The 12,685-nt window shown below is 60.7% G+C and carries 17 protein-coding genes; 13 read left to right on the top strand and 4 right to left on the bottom strand.

Annotated elements, in window-relative coordinates; all coding sequences use genetic code 11:
* Nucleotides 1-178 precede the first annotated feature (178 nt).
* The gene (locus AC1RVW_RS14140) at nt 179-2,590 is read left to right on the top strand and encodes a penicillin-binding protein 1A (RefSeq protein ID WP_493200599.1); all 2,412 of its coding nucleotides are present in this window, start codon (nt 179-181) and stop codon (nt 2,588-2,590) included.
* A 12-nt stretch (nt 2,591-2,602) separates the two neighbouring features.
* Here AC1RVW_RS14140 and cyaY read toward each other — a convergent pair whose 3' ends face one another.
* Together cyaY and AC1RVW_RS14130 are read right to left on the bottom strand one after the other, a co-directional pair.
* A complete protein-coding gene (gene cyaY / locus AC1RVW_RS14135; RefSeq protein WP_081266477.1) occupies nt 2,603-2,935 on the bottom strand; it encodes an iron donor protein CyaY in 333 nt (110 codons plus the stop codon).
* Nucleotides 2,935-3,198: a hypothetical protein gene (locus AC1RVW_RS14130; protein WP_493200597.1), complete on the bottom strand. Its 264-nt coding sequence runs from the start codon at nt 3,196-3,198 to the stop codon at nt 2,935-2,937. Before AC1RVW_RS14130 ends, cyaY begins: the two co-directional genes overlap by 1 nt.
* Before the next feature lie 100 nt (nt 3,199-3,298).
* Between AC1RVW_RS14130 and AC1RVW_RS14125 the strand changes: the two genes are divergently transcribed.
* Nucleotides 3,299-3,625, top strand: a complete 327-nt coding sequence (locus AC1RVW_RS14125) for a hypothetical protein (RefSeq protein WP_493200595.1) — start codon at nt 3,299-3,301, stop codon at nt 3,623-3,625.
* An 11-nt stretch (nt 3,626-3,636) separates the two neighbouring features.
* Here the strand turns inward: AC1RVW_RS14125 and AC1RVW_RS14120 are convergent, their stop codons facing one another.
* The gene (locus AC1RVW_RS14120; protein ID WP_493200594.1) at nt 3,637-3,891 is read right to left on the bottom strand and encodes a hypothetical protein; all 255 of its coding nucleotides are present in this window, start codon (nt 3,889-3,891) and stop codon (nt 3,637-3,639) included.
* Between the two features lie 38 nt (nt 3,892-3,929).
* On the opposite strand from AC1RVW_RS14120, the gene AC1RVW_RS14115 reads away from it, so the two are divergent.
* From AC1RVW_RS14115 to AC1RVW_RS14070, 10 genes are all read left to right on the top strand, one after another.
* On the top strand, nt 3,930-4,136 hold the full coding sequence (locus AC1RVW_RS14115; protein WP_493200592.1) for a hypothetical protein: 207 nt from the start codon (nt 3,930-3,932) through the stop codon (nt 4,134-4,136).
* Between the two features lie 74 nt (nt 4,137-4,210).
* A complete protein-coding gene (locus AC1RVW_RS14110) occupies nt 4,211-4,648 on the top strand; it encodes a hypothetical protein (RefSeq protein ID WP_493200590.1) in 438 nt (145 codons plus the stop codon).
* A gap of 516 nt (nt 4,649-5,164) precedes the next feature.
* Nucleotides 5,165-6,316, top strand: a complete 1,152-nt coding sequence (locus AC1RVW_RS14105; protein WP_493200589.1) for a replication initiation factor domain-containing protein — start codon at nt 5,165-5,167, stop codon at nt 6,314-6,316.
* Nucleotides 6,317-6,340: 24 nt separating this feature from the next.
* Nucleotides 6,341-6,652, top strand: coding sequence for a hypothetical protein (locus tag AC1RVW_RS14100; protein ID WP_454914286.1), 312 nt, complete (start codon nt 6,341-6,343; stop codon nt 6,650-6,652).
* 52 nt (nt 6,653-6,704) lie between these two features.
* Nucleotides 6,705-6,905: a hypothetical protein gene (locus AC1RVW_RS14095; protein ID WP_454914139.1), complete on the top strand. Its 201-nt coding sequence runs from the start codon at nt 6,705-6,707 to the stop codon at nt 6,903-6,905.
* Nucleotides 6,906-7,106: 201 nt separating this feature from the next.
* The gene (locus AC1RVW_RS14090) at nt 7,107-7,484 is read left to right on the top strand and encodes a hypothetical protein (RefSeq protein WP_493200586.1); all 378 of its coding nucleotides are present in this window, start codon (nt 7,107-7,109) and stop codon (nt 7,482-7,484) included.
* 304 nt (nt 7,485-7,788) lie between these two features.
* Nucleotides 7,789-8,001 (top strand): major capsid protein, encoded by a 213-nt coding sequence (locus tag AC1RVW_RS14085; protein ID WP_493200584.1) that lies wholly within the window; start codon nt 7,789-7,791, stop codon nt 7,999-8,001.
* Between the two features lie 152 nt (nt 8,002-8,153).
* On the top strand, nt 8,154-9,629 hold the full coding sequence (locus AC1RVW_RS14080; RefSeq protein ID WP_493200583.1) for a virulence factor TspB C-terminal domain-related protein: 1,476 nt from the start codon (nt 8,154-8,156) through the stop codon (nt 9,627-9,629).
* 1 nt (nt 9,630) lies between these two features.
* Nucleotides 9,631-9,930, top strand: coding sequence for a DUF2523 domain-containing protein (locus AC1RVW_RS14075; RefSeq protein WP_493200581.1), 300 nt, complete (start codon nt 9,631-9,633; stop codon nt 9,928-9,930).
* Entirely contained in the window at nt 9,931-11,094 is a 1,164-nt protein-coding gene (locus AC1RVW_RS14070) for a zonular occludens toxin domain-containing protein (protein WP_493200579.1), read from the top strand.
* Between the two features lie 50 nt (nt 11,095-11,144).
* Here AC1RVW_RS14070 and AC1RVW_RS14065 read toward each other — a convergent pair whose 3' ends face one another.
* On the bottom strand, nt 11,145-11,549 hold the full coding sequence (locus AC1RVW_RS14065) for a hypothetical protein (RefSeq protein WP_493200577.1): 405 nt from the start codon (nt 11,547-11,549) through the stop codon (nt 11,145-11,147).
* A gap of 63 nt (nt 11,550-11,612) precedes the next feature.
* Here AC1RVW_RS14065 and AC1RVW_RS14060 point away from each other — a divergent pair, with 63 nt between their 5' ends.
* Nucleotides 11,613-12,188 (top strand): recombinase family protein, encoded by a 576-nt coding sequence (locus AC1RVW_RS14060; RefSeq protein ID WP_493200643.1) that lies wholly within the window; start codon nt 11,613-11,615, stop codon nt 12,186-12,188.
* Nucleotides 12,189-12,685: the final 497 nt, after the last annotated feature.

Below are 12,685 nucleotides of genomic sequence, written 5' to 3'. Positions count from 1 at the left end.
AGCAGCAGGCGTAGCGGCAACCAAGCGACGCCAGGGGGCAAAGTTCCGGAGCGTTGTCAAAAGCTGACGGCAAAGCCGCATTCTGTAACTTTTGAATTAGCGCGTCGCGAGGGTAACAAAGATCGGATGGTTCGAAGGGAGCGGCTTTTTATAATGTCGGGTGACTCCCCGGCCCTCCATGCAAGAAAAAACTTCAAGCCCCACAGGGCCAGCCAAGACCCCTCCCCCCAAACGCCCAGCCTGGCTGAGATGGCTGCTGCGCCTGTTCTTCTGGGGATTCGGCATTGCCGCGGCCGGCGTGCTGTCGGTCCTGTGCGTGGTGGCGGTGGCCCTGGCGGTCGCGTATCCCAACCTGCCGGACATCAGCGAGCTGTCGGACTATCGGCCCAAGCTGCCGCTGCGGGTGTTCTCGGCGGAAGGCACGCTGATCGGGGAATTCGGGGAAGAGCGCCGCAACCTGACGCCCATCTCCGCCATTCCCAAGGTCGTGAAAGACGCCGTGCTGGCCGCCGAAGACTCGCGCTTCTATGACCACGGCGGCGTGGACTACAAGGGCATGGTGCGCGCCGGCCTGGCCAACCTGAACCGGGTGAAGAGCCAGGGCGCATCGACCATCACCATGCAGGTCGCGCGCAACGTCTACCTGAGCTCCGAAAAGACGCTGACCCGCAAGGTCTACGAAGTGCTCCTGACCTTCAAGCTGGAGCACCTGCTGACCAAGGACCAGATCTTCGAGATCTACCTGAACCAGATCTACCTCGGCAACCGCGCCTACGGCTTTGCCGCCGCGTCCGAAGCGTATTTCGGCAAGCCCCTGCAGGAACTCACGATCGCCCAGGCCGCCATGCTGGCCGGCCTGCCGAAGGCGCCTGGCGCGAACAACCCGGTGAACAACCCGCAGCGCGCGCGCGGCCGTCAGTTCTACGTGATCGACCGCATGCAGGAGGCCGGCTTCATCACCGCCGAACAGGCGGCCGAGGCCAAGAAGGAAGAGCTGCACCTGCGCGACGCCGCCGACCCGAACCGCCTGCATGCCGAATACGTGGCCGAGACGGTGCGCCAGCTGATGTACGCGCAATACGGCGACAGCACCTACACGCGCGGCCTCAAGGTCTACACCTCGCTGGTGGCGGCCGACCAGGCTGCCGCCTACAAGGCGCTGCGCAAGGGCATCATGGATTACGAGCGCCGCCAGATCTATCGCGGACCCGAGAAGTTCGTCGACCTGCCCGCCGACGCCAAGGACCTCGACGAAGCGGTGGACGACGCGCTCAGCGACCACCCCGACAACGGCGACGTGATGGCCGCCGTGGTGCTCAAGGCCACGCCCAAGCAGATCGACGCGGTGCGCGCCAACGGCGACGCTGTGCAGATCACCGGCGAAGGGCTCAAGCCCGCGCAGTCCGGCCTCTCCGACAAGGCGCCGCCCAACATCAAGATCCGTCGCGGCGCGGTCATCCGCGCGGTGAAGACGCCCAAGAACACCTGGGAAATCACCCAGCTGCCCGAAGTGGAAGGCGCCTTCGTCGCCATGGATCCGCGCGACGGCGCCATCAAGGCGCTGGTCGGCGGCTTCGATTTCGGCAAGAACAAGTTCAACCACGTGACCCAGGCCTGGCGCCAGCCGGGTTCGAGCTTCAAGCCGTTCATCTATTCGGCGGCGCTCGAAAAGGGCTTCACCCCCGCCACCGTCATCAACGACGGCCCGCTGTTCTTCGACGCGGGCACCACCGGCGGCCAGCCCTGGGAGCCCAAGAACTACGGCGGCGGCTACGACGGCCCGATGTCGATGCGCACCGCGCTCATGAAGTCGAAGAACCTCGTGTCGATCCGCATCCTGCAGTCCATCGGCACCCGCTACGCCCAGGAGTGGATCACCAACTTCGGCTTCGACAAGGACAAGCACCCCGCCTACCTGCCGATGGCGCTGGGCGCGGGCTCGGTCACGCCGATGCAGATGGCGGTGGGCTACTCGGTGTTCGCCAACGGCGGCTACCGCGTCAACCCCTACCTCGTGACCCGCATCACCGACCACAAGGACAAGGTGCTGGTCGACAAGCAGCCGCCGCTGCTCAACGAGTCGCTGCGCGCCATTCCACAGCGCAACGCATTCATCATGGACACGCTGCTGCAGTCGGTGGCGCGCGCCGGCACCGCCGCCAAGGCGCAGGCCATGCTCAAGCGGCCCGACCTCTACGGCAAGACCGGCACCACCAACGACTCCCTCGACGCCTGGTTCGCCGGCTTCCAGCCGACCATGACCGCCATCTCGTGGATCGGCTACGACACGCCCCGCAACCTGGGCGACCGCGAGACCGGTGGCGGCCTGAGCCTGCCGATCTGGATCAACTACATGGAAACCGCCATCAAGGGCGTGCCGGTGACCGACATCGCGACGGCACCGCCCTCCGGCATCGTGAACGTGGGCGGCGAGTGGTACTACGACGACTACGCACCAGGCCGCGGCGTGGCATCGCTCGGCGTGGAAGCCGCGCCAGTGGCACCGGTCGAAGCCCTGACCGGCGCGCCGGTCAGCCCGCCGGCCCCGCCCGAGGAACGCAGCCGCATCCTCGATCTCTTCAGGAACTGACGCGGCGGCGGATCAGGCAGCCGCGAATTCCAGCGGCTGCCCGGCCTGCAAGGTCGCTTCGCGCGAGAGATTGGCGAAGAGTTCTTCGCCGGTCTTGGTGTCGACCCAGGCCTTGCCGTCGTGCCGGTAGTGATAGCCGCCCGAACGCGCGGCCAACCAGATTTCCTGCAGGGGCTTCTGCAGATTCACGATCAACTGGCTGCCGTTCTGGAATGAAATCGTGATCATCCCGCCAACCCTCTGGTTGTCGATGTCGGCATCGGTCGCGTCGTTGATGCGGTCGCAGCTCTCCTCGATGGCGGCGAGCGCGGCTTCGGCGCGGTCCATGTACTCAATGTCGGTCATTACAGTTTTGCCATGTTCATGAGCGCCTGACTCCACAGGTTTGCGAAGCGGGGTTCGCGCTCTGATTCGATGTCTGCGAGTGCTCGCATGGCATCAGTTTTTGCCTCGGTGGCGAGGTAGATGATTTCACCCGGCTGCGGAGCAAGTTTCCCTTTCGCGATCTTGCTCAGCCGGCTCGCGTCTATGCCCATTTCTTCGGCAAGTTGACGCCTTTCTTTTCCGCTTCTGATTGCAGCAATTGCAATCAACTCTTCGATCTTCATAGCGAACTCCAATTGCAATAATTGCTACTGGTGGCAAAATACGAAATAGCAAGTAATTGCCATTTCTGCCAGTGAATGCATTTTGCCACTAGGAGCCGCCATGCACCATCCCGACCTTTTCGATTGCGCACCTCCCGCCGATAGCGGCTCGTCTGGCAGCTTGGCGGCTCTGGGTGAGTCCGTGCGGGAGGTGCGCTCCGGTCGTCCTGCTATTTACGCCAACGATGCCGCGCGCGTGCGTGCGCATCGCGCCGTGAAGCCGCGCATCGACTACAGCGACAAGCCCGAGATCAAGGCGAAGCTGGCCGAGATTGCCGGTGAGTTGGATTGCTCGGTGAACGAGTTGATGCAGTCAATCACCCGCTTTGCGTTGACGAACCGCAACTGGAAGCAAGTCGGCCTCTATGGCGCAAAGGGGTTGCAGTGAGTGATGGTTCGCTACCTATCGGCATCCACCTGCTGCAGCGCGGATCGGCATGCGCGGTCGAGTGCTTCTTCGGTGGATTTACCCCAGTGCGGTCCGCTCCTGCTTGGAGCTCCGTGCGGATCGACGCGAAGGATGGTGGCAACGAAGTCGCCTTCCGTTCCGATTTCTTGGGCTGTGACTTCGAGTCGAGCGTCCCTGTAGGTCGTGTTTCGAATCGTTTGTTCCCCCTCGATGCGCTCGTCCCATTTATGCGTCCAGTGGTTCATTGCAGTCCCTTGGAGAGTTCGTGGGGGCAAGTATGACGTTGGCCGAAAAGCTCGAATGGAAGCGCCGCGCGTTCGTCGCCATCAGCGCTCCGATCCCCACGGGCATCCGCAATGGCTCGGCCGTCGCATCGGCGCAATACCGCGACGACGCGGCGGTCTGTGCGGCTTTCGTTCGACGTGGCGTCCAGCCGGACCGCGCCAAGGTCGCATGCCTGCGCCTTGAAGGCGTGCAGGGGCGTCTATGAGGCTTATTCCGAAGCATCAGCAGGCGGGGTATGTCACCCCTCAGGCTCGGCCTTGCTGTCGCAATTGCCAGTTCATGACTGGCGAAGAAAACGGCCTGAATCAAGTCACGTACTGGTCGTGCCGCAAGCATGGTTTCGAGGTCCGCACGGGCGGCATCTGCCCGGACCATCCGCGCGCAGCTTCTGCTCCAGGTGTGGCTTCCCCGCTTCGGGGATCGCAGCGCAATGGCCTCCTGGTCGTTCCCCTCGAGCAGTCCCCAGCGTGGGGAGCCCATGACCAGGACGACGAGTCCCCAGTCCGGGGAATTTCCAGCCAGGTTGAAACGTCTCCGCAATGGGGATGCGTTGACCAGGGCGAGGCTCTGCGCCGTCGCGGCGGGCTGACCGTCGCGCAGCACCGTCGAAAGATGGTGCTCGAATTGATCGCCAACGAGGAGGCCTCCGGCGATCCGCAGCTGTTGCGCGCCGCCGCGTTCCGTCGCCGTTCGCTGGGCATGGAGCCGCGCCTGTGATCACGACGCGCGCAGGCGCCAATGCAGCCGCGATGACGTTCGCGGACGCGCTGCCCCCTCCATCGCCGTTTCAGACTGCCTACGCGGCCGCCCAGCGCGCCGTACGGGCCTTTGCCTTCGAGTCGCCCCCTTTCTTGCTGAGCGGCTGTTCCATGGCGTGCAGCCATGGCCGGTTGACCGCTGCGGCTCGCAGAGACGTAGCCCGCGAGCAGCCGTTGATCGCCATGAAGCGCGAGGGATCGGCTGTCGCTCCAGCGATTGAGACGCGGTACTCCGTGGCTCAACCCGAAGGGCTAGAGCCCGGTCCGCAGGACGCGCCCGCATCCGATGGCGCATGCCTCCTGCAATGCCTGTACCTCGCCGACCGTTGCGACCGCAACTGTGCGGGCTGTGCTGTCACGGCCGGAGCCGCCAGCGTCGAGCGGCACGGCTTGCCGGACGCCGACGCGGCGGCGCCCGGTTTTTATACCCCCCCGAGTAACACGGGGGTAAACAACGAAGTTGATGAGGTGGGCAATGGCGGTTGACGAAAAGCTGGTTCTCGAAGGCAACCGCGTGAAGGTCCTGACTCAGGGTCGGCAAGTCGCTGCTGCCGGGCAGTCGGGTGTGATCGTGGACTACTTTCGCTTCACGTTCAAGCGCGCCAACGTGCCTCATACGCGCAAGGTTCCGGGCGATACCGACGATCAGAACCTCGCGCGCTGGTTCGCTCACGTCTTCGCTCAACTGCTCGGCTTCGTGGTCGGCTTGGATCGTCCAGGCCGCGACTACTACGAGTTCACCACCACCATAGACAACGCCTTCGGTCATGAGGTGGCCAGCGTATCTGCGGGCGGTGAATCGCAGCGCGGAACGGTCTGTTTCACGCTCAAGGGTGAGGGCTGTACCTATGCCCGGCCCGGGTGGGAAACGCGTGTGCACGCCTATTTCGGCGAGTTCGCCCCCACCATCACCCGCATCGATTTGGCCAAAGACTTCTTCGAAGGCGAGGTAGACATCAGCGAGCTGGTTGGCCTCTACAAGGCCCACGGCTTCAGCTACCGCAACCGCAGGCCGAAGCACCAATGCCACGGCGCGTGGATCGGCATCGATGACGGCGACGAGGCCGACTACACGCGAGTCAAGCTCGATTGCATCGACCTGCGTCGCATTGCGACTGTCTCCCTGTTCAAGCCCGGCGACTCGCGCACCTTCCAAGTCGGTTTGCGCGAGAGCGGCAAGCTTTTCCGCGGCTACGAAAAGGGCCATGCGTTTGGCGATATGTCGTCCAAGTGGCTGCGCGGCGAGGTGGAGTTGCGCAACGTGAATCGCGTCATTCCGTGGGATGCCCTCGTGCAGCCTGCGGATTTCTATGCCGGTGCCTACGAGGCCACCAACTGGCTTTGCAATCACCACGTGGCAATTCGTGTGCCAACGGCTACCAAGGTCGCCGAAGCAAGTGCTGAACGCTGCATCGAATGGGTCCGCCGCGTCGTCGCGCCGACCCTCGTGCAGATCACGCAAATCATGCCCAACGAAGACTGGCTCGTCGGCCTCGTCCTCGAAGAAAAGAACCGTCGCGTGCCTCGCTCGCTGCGTGGTCTCGATCACGGCACGTTGATGCACGGCATCCAAAAGGCGCTCAAGAAATACACCAATCCCGACGTTCCGGCCGTCGCGGTTCTTTGATTCAGCCGGTTAAAGGAAATCGCAATGAAGTTCTCTCAAGTCATCCAAGTGGTGGGCATGAAGGCCAGCAAAGGTACGCTCGAAAACGGCAACGGCTACGACTCCACTAAGGTCTATGCCCTGGTCGACCTCGATGCATCGAAGGGCACGGCAAAGGGCATGGCCAGCTCCGAATTCAACCTTGGCACCAGCGACGAGTACTCCAAGTACAAGCACCTGCCTTTCCCGTTTGAAGCGCAGGCCGAAATGGAGATTGTCACCAGCGGCAAGGCGACGAAGACGGTGATGCATGGCCTCGTTCCGACGAAGGGCGTGAAGCCCGTCGCGGGCTCCTAGGCACCAAGGGTATTCGGAAGCGTAGACCGCATTTCGTTTCCGGTACACGTCCATGCAAGTCGCACCTCGTTACTACGTTCAAGGCACTGAGGACCATGCGTTTCTTCGTGCCGATGGCGAGGGCGGTGTGGATTACACGCCGCTCATTACCAACGCTACTCCGTTTAAGACCGGGGAGGCTGCTGCCGATGCGGTGGCTGACCACTTCGGCGGCGAGGCGGTTGTTTTCCGTTGCTACCAATTGGAGTCGTAATGTTGATTGCTGCTTTCCTCGTGGGCGCATGTGCTGGTGGTGTGCTGGTCGCCACCATCGAAGCCCATGCCTGCTCTGCTGAGCGCATCTACAAGGCTCGGCATCGAGACCATTCGAAGGTCCCGCTTATCCGGCAATGACTCCACCTCGAAGCATCGCGCGCGGTGCTTCTAAGTGGGTTCGATCAAAAGAGGAGAGAGCATGGCAGCAGTCAACGTTACAGCCGCGCAAGCGGAAATCATTGGGCAGGTGGCTGCCGTTGTCGGGGCAGGCGTGGCCGTCCTGATGGTCTATGCCGCGATCGTGGCATTCAGACACTTTCGCGATCTTGTTGGCGATGGTGGAGAGTCTTCTGCTGCGTCAGGTCGACAAAGGCCGGCCAGCATCGAAGAGGTTTATGAGCGCGCTGCGGCGATGGCTGCTGTTGGCGACGGTCAGTCCGATGAGTACGGTCACAACTTGCGGACGGAGGCCTTTGATTCGGGCTATGTGGGGCGACGCCTCGGCGACGTTGTTGATCCTGCTGCAATGAAGGCTTATCAGGATGGCAAGGCCGCGCGTGCTGAGGACCGTGCGTGATGCGCTGGCTCATCCGCACTTTCGGGCGCAGTTTCGTGTGGAAGCTCGGCGCACTGGCTGCTGTTGGGGTGGTCGGAATGCTCAAGGCCTTTTATGGCTGATCCGACAACTATCGAGTGCTCGGCGTCGTGCACGGTGACCGTCGTGCACGAACTTTCTTTGCCTCCTCTGCAGCTTACGACTGCGGAAGGCGCACAAATCGCGGGCGCCGTCCTCGCGGTCTGGGCAGTCGGCTTCGGCATTCGCATGCTGGCCCGAACGCTCAGTTCATCCGACGGCACAACCAACCATGAAAGTGAATGACATGAATAAGCTCAACGCTCAAACCCTCCGTCTGGCCGCTGCTGCCAGTGCTCTGGCTGTCGCCGGTGCAGCGAACGCCGCTGCCGTGGACGTGACCGCCGTGACTGCCGACATCGGCGCGCAGATTGCGTCCGTGGTTGCCATCGGTGCTGGCGTGCTGCTGGTGATGGTCGCGGTCAAGGCCTTCCGCTGGGTGCGTTCGGCCCTGAGCTGATCCACCGCTGAGCGCATCCGGGGAGACGTCCTCGGGTGCCTTCTTCAAAGTGTCCTGGTGAGCGTCCCCACGTTGGGGACTGTCATCCTGGTCGTTTCGCAGAGGGCAAGTCTTATGGGTCTGTTCGTCATCATCGCAATATTGGGGGCGGTATGGCTCATTTTCTCCGCCTGATATCGGCCTTCCTGGGCTCGCTGTTTCTTGTGGTATGGGCATCGTCTGCCCACGCGCTCTTGCCTACTCAAGAGGGCTGGGCTTATTCAGCAAGTTCTGGGTCAGCAGTGTTTCCCACCGTGCAACAGGCCTGTAGCGCCTTCGCCGCCTTTCAAGCTCAGGTCAATCCGGCGATTGGCTCGAACACCGTGGTCGGGACGATTCGCGGTTCAAAGACGTGCGACGTGAGTCGCCCCGATCCCTTCTTTCTCTTTTTGAGCCAGGATATGGTCTACGTGTCTGGGTCTTGTCCCGCGAACAGTTTGGCGTCCGGCGGGTCGTGTCAATGCGCAGCAGGGTACGTCGAGTTATCGGGGAACTCGTGTGTCATCGACAACGGGTGTATGACGGTGCTGGGGATGACACCTCCTAACGACGGCGCTTGTACTGGAGGTGTGTGCCAGTACGGGTACAAGGTCAATGCTGGTGAGCAGGCGACGGCGCAGCCTTACGGCAGGTTCTGCAACAAGAGCTGCACCGTTAAGGGCAATCTGGATTTTTGTGGCCAGTACTCCAGCGGGGTGATGGTGTCTGGTCGTGGTGTTTGCCAGATATCCAACAGCTTCTATACGGGCGACAAGTGCACCGGATCGAGCGAAGTGAGCGGACCATCGTCCCAAGGGACTGACGGTGGCACCACGAACGATCCGACGAAGGAGGAGACCGCGGCTAACCCGGTGCCGGAGAAGTTGCCGCCGGGCAAGTGTCCTGGCCAAGTCAATGGCGTTGATGTGGTCGTGCCCTGTGGTTCGAGTGCATCCAACGAGACCAAGAAGGAGGACGGGTCAACAAAGAACCCCGACGGCTCCGTCACGAACAACACCACTAACAACACCACCACCACGCAGACGATCTGCAACGGTAATGCGTGCCAGAAGATCACCACGGTGACGAGTGGCGGCTCTGGACCCAACGGCACCGGCCCGGGCTCCAAGACCGAGACGAAGACGGAGAGCGGCACGAAGAGCGAAATGTGTGCGGGCAGCACCGCTGCAGCTTGCAAGGGCGACGATGACAAGAAGCCGACCGGGTTCGGTGGGTCGTGCGCTGGTGGATACAAGGCCGTGAGTGAGGATGCTGTGATCAACGCGATGGCAGAGGAAACGTTTCGTCAAAACTGCAAGGTCAATCCTGATGAGGCGTCGCAGTCTGTCGGGCGCGAGGAAGCTGCGAAGACTGGCAATCAGACCGGCAACAACCCGAACAATGGTTCGGTCAGCATTGGCGCCGGTAGCTTCGATAGCTCGAATGCGCTTGGAGGCGGTGCGTCTTGCATTCCTGACAAGACCATCGTGGTGATGGGCAAGTCCATCAACATTGCGTTCTCCATGATCTGTCAGTACCTCGAAGCGCTTGGCCTTGTGATGGTCGGCGTTGCATCGTTGTTGGCTGCTCGCATCGTTACAAGGGGTTGATATGCCTGCTTTGCTTTGGGCGCTCGGTACGCTCTTGGTCAACATTGCGGGGTCCGTTGCGGGCCGTGTGTTGATCGGTCTTGGTATCGGCGTGGTCACCTACACGGGGGTCAATGCATCCTTGGGATTTCTCAAGGCGCAAGCTGTCGCGGCATTCCAGCAGCTGCCGCCTGAGGTTTTCGGCATGCTGGGTACGCTGCGTGTCGGGCAGTGCATCAGCATTGTGACCTCTGCCATCGTTGCTAGATCGGTTATCAACGGGGTCCAGTCGGACACTTTCAAGCGTTGGGTGCACAAGTAAATGCTCTACCTTCGTACTGGTGCCAATGGCTCATGCAAGACGCTTTTCACGCTGAAGGATGTGCGTGACTTGCAGTTAGCGACGGGTCGCCCTGTTGCTTGGAATGGTCGGTTCAAACTCAAGCCGGAAAAAGAGCTTGAGTTCGGCTGGAAGCGGATCGAATTCAAGGATTGGCAGGCCGAGCAGGACGGCACCATTTTCTTGATCGATGAGTGCCATAACGATATGCCGCTTCGGCCGAATAGCGCGGCGGTGCCGGATCATGTGCGCATGCTCGCTGAGCATCGTGCACGCGGTTTTGACTTCTTCTTGCTCACTCAGCATCCGGCGAACATCGACAATTTTGTGCGCAAGCTGATTGGGTCGCCGGGTTGGCATCAGCACTTGAAACGCGTCTTTGGTGCCAGCACGGCCACTCGCGTTTTGCAGTGGGATGCTGTCAACATGAACTGCGAGAAAGACGGCTCCGGCAAGGCGGCTCAGATATCGACGCGCACGCAGCCAAAGGAGGTCTACGGCTGGTATGACAGTGCCATGCTGCACACCGGAAAGCGCAAGATTCCGATGAAGTTTTGGGTGCTTGTGATCGCGCCGATTCTCGCCATCGCAGCCGGGTGGTACGCCTCTACTCGGCTCATGAACATGGGCAGGGGGCAAGACCCTTCAGCGGCTTCGGCCAGTCCAGTTTCGACTGGCGCTGTGAGTGGCGGCGGAGATCGCGTGAGGCCAATGACTCAGGCGGAATACATTGCTTCGTATCAGCCGCGCATCGCTGGCTTGATGCACACCGCCCCGGCCTACGATAAGTTGACGGAGCCTAGGCGCGTTCCGGTGCCTGCTGCGTGTGTGGAGATGAAGTCCGTGGGGTGCAAGTGCTACACGCAAGATGCGACGCCGTATCCCGTCGATTTGGCCATGTGTCGCCAGCTCGTGGCGAACGGTTCGTTCCTGGCTTTTCAGGCCGAGGGAGAGCGGTCGGGGCAGTATCAGCAGGCGACAGTCGCTAGGCCCGCTGAAACCCGCCATGAAGGCCAGCAGCAAGCTCCTGGCATGGTTCTGATTGGCAGTTTGGAGCAGGCGCGTCCTGCTGTTCCAGCGCCCGCTGATCCGTCGCCGCAACCTCGTGTCAAACCAGGCTCTCCATGGTCATTTCAGCCGGGGTAGCGGTGCTGGCATGGCCTTGTCGGGAGTGAATTTCGTTTCCGGTAACTGCTTCACTGGATATGGCAGTGATTCCGCGATAGCTCTGACCTGATTGCGAGGGTTCGCTTTTGGTCCTGGTTCACGATGTCAACGGGCTGCCATTGCCCTTTGCTGTAGCGGCCTTCGATGGCGCCCAGTTCGTTGGCAAGCCGGTTGCAGTATTGATTTTGTCCCGCGGCTGTCTGCTGTTGGCTGACCGCGCCCGTAGCTCGGTCGCGGTTCGCTTTGGCCTGCTCTACTTGCTGATCCCAAGGTACGTCCGCGACGGTCTCGATGCGGTCAATCAGGGCGTTGTGTTTCGAGCAGTGAGCTTGAGCCCAGAAAGTCGAGCCGTTGTAGGCCTTGCAAAGATAGATCGTTGCGGCATGGGAGTGGCTCGCAATGGTGAGGGCCATCACAAGTGCTAAGCGCTTCATCCCGTCCCTCCTGTAGAGTTGTTAGAAAACTAATTGTTACACGTACTGACTGAGGAGGAGTTTGTGCTTTTTGGGTATGCGCGAGTGTCAACGGCTGAACAAAATACATTGATTCAGTACGAGGCCTTTTTAAAGGCTGGCGTGAGCTACGTGGTGGAGGAAAAGAGGTCGGCGGTGAAGAAGCGTCCGGTGCTGGAGTCGCTTCTTGAGCGGATTGGACCCGGAGACACTCTGGTCGTTTACAAGATGGATCGGCTCGCTCGATCAGTAGTCCATCTTATGACCGTGTTGGAGCTGCTTCAGTCGCGCTCGGCTGGCTTTCGTTCGCTTACCGAGCCGGTGGAGACGGTTACGCCGGCTGGTCGATTGTTCGTTCAGATGCTCGGTTCATTTGCTGAATTCGAACGTGCATTGATTCGTGATCGCTGCTTGGCTGGACAGATTGCGGCTAGGGCTCGAGGACAAGTTTGGGGAAGACCTCGAGTACTGAGCGTGAGCGACGAGTTGGGTGTAGTCGAGATGTATCGCTCTGGCTTCTACACAATTGATCAGATTGCCGGAATGCTTGACGTTAAACGCGGCGCAATTCGAGGTCCCCTATGTCGAGCTGGATTGCTCTCAGCCAAGTACTTGCGCTAACAAGAAGTGACCCCAACTGGCGGTTTTCATACTGTATAAGAATACATATCAACTGTATAAATCAACAGTTATATGCATACAGCATCGCAACCTCTGGAATTATTACGGAAGTTACAAAACTCGTCCTACATCCAAAGTTCCCAATAAGCGCTAAGTCGAACTTGTAACAAACGGGAGGGTACCTGCCCGGAAATGGGTTGATCACTACATCTAGGGGTTTAAGCGTAGGCGGACCCTAGATATAGTGTCCCTGTCCAAAACGACAACGCCGGGATTCCGGCCCGGCGTTGAAGCCCAACATTTGGCTGTCGGGGTGTGTCCATCAATAGAGACGTTCCACAAACGAATCTTGCCATGGACTAGTTTGGATTGACAGCTTGACCTGTAAATAGCCTTAGAAAGGGTAACTATGTCCAAGCATCAAATCGGGCGCGACGCGCGCTCTGGCGAGTTCATTCCGGTCCGCGAAGCGCAGCGCCGCCCAGCTACGACCGTCG

Source organism: Variovorax sp. MPBD4-3, from assembly GCF_058809745.1.
Note: the sequence above shows the minus strand (reverse complement) of the source record. Positions and strands in the feature narration are given on the sequence as shown.

Coding starts and splice junctions, on each gene's coding strand:
- AC1RVW_RS14140 (WP_493200599.1), top strand. CDS start 179: ATGCAAGAAAAAACTTCAAGCCCCACAGGGCCAGCCAAGACCCCTCCC.
- cyaY (WP_081266477.1), bottom strand. CDS start 2,935: ATGACCGACATTGAGTACATGGACCGCGCCGAAGCCGCGCTCGCCGCC.
- AC1RVW_RS14130 (WP_493200597.1), bottom strand. CDS start 3,198: ATGAAGATCGAAGAGTTGATTGCAATTGCTGCAATCAGAAGCGGAAAA.
- AC1RVW_RS14125 (WP_493200595.1), top strand. CDS start 3,299: ATGCACCATCCCGACCTTTTCGATTGCGCACCTCCCGCCGATAGCGGC.
- AC1RVW_RS14120 (WP_493200594.1), bottom strand. CDS start 3,891: ATGAACCACTGGACGCATAAATGGGACGAGCGCATCGAGGGGGAACAA.
- AC1RVW_RS14110 (WP_493200590.1), top strand. CDS start 4,211: ATGACTGGCGAAGAAAACGGCCTGAATCAAGTCACGTACTGGTCGTGC.
- AC1RVW_RS14105 (WP_493200589.1), top strand. CDS start 5,165: ATGGCGGTTGACGAAAAGCTGGTTCTCGAAGGCAACCGCGTGAAGGTC.
- AC1RVW_RS14100 (WP_454914286.1), top strand. CDS start 6,341: ATGAAGTTCTCTCAAGTCATCCAAGTGGTGGGCATGAAGGCCAGCAAA.
- AC1RVW_RS14095 (WP_454914139.1), top strand. CDS start 6,705: ATGCAAGTCGCACCTCGTTACTACGTTCAAGGCACTGAGGACCATGCG.
- AC1RVW_RS14090 (WP_493200586.1), top strand. CDS start 7,107: ATGGCAGCAGTCAACGTTACAGCCGCGCAAGCGGAAATCATTGGGCAG.
- AC1RVW_RS14085 (WP_493200584.1), top strand. CDS start 7,789: ATGAATAAGCTCAACGCTCAAACCCTCCGTCTGGCCGCTGCTGCCAGT.
- AC1RVW_RS14080 (WP_493200583.1), top strand. CDS start 8,154: ATGGCTCATTTTCTCCGCCTGATATCGGCCTTCCTGGGCTCGCTGTTT.
- AC1RVW_RS14075 (WP_493200581.1), top strand. CDS start 9,631: ATGCCTGCTTTGCTTTGGGCGCTCGGTACGCTCTTGGTCAACATTGCG.
- AC1RVW_RS14070 (WP_493200579.1), top strand. CDS start 9,931: ATGCTCTACCTTCGTACTGGTGCCAATGGCTCATGCAAGACGCTTTTC.
- AC1RVW_RS14065 (WP_493200577.1), bottom strand. CDS start 11,549: ATGAAGCGCTTAGCACTTGTGATGGCCCTCACCATTGCGAGCCACTCC.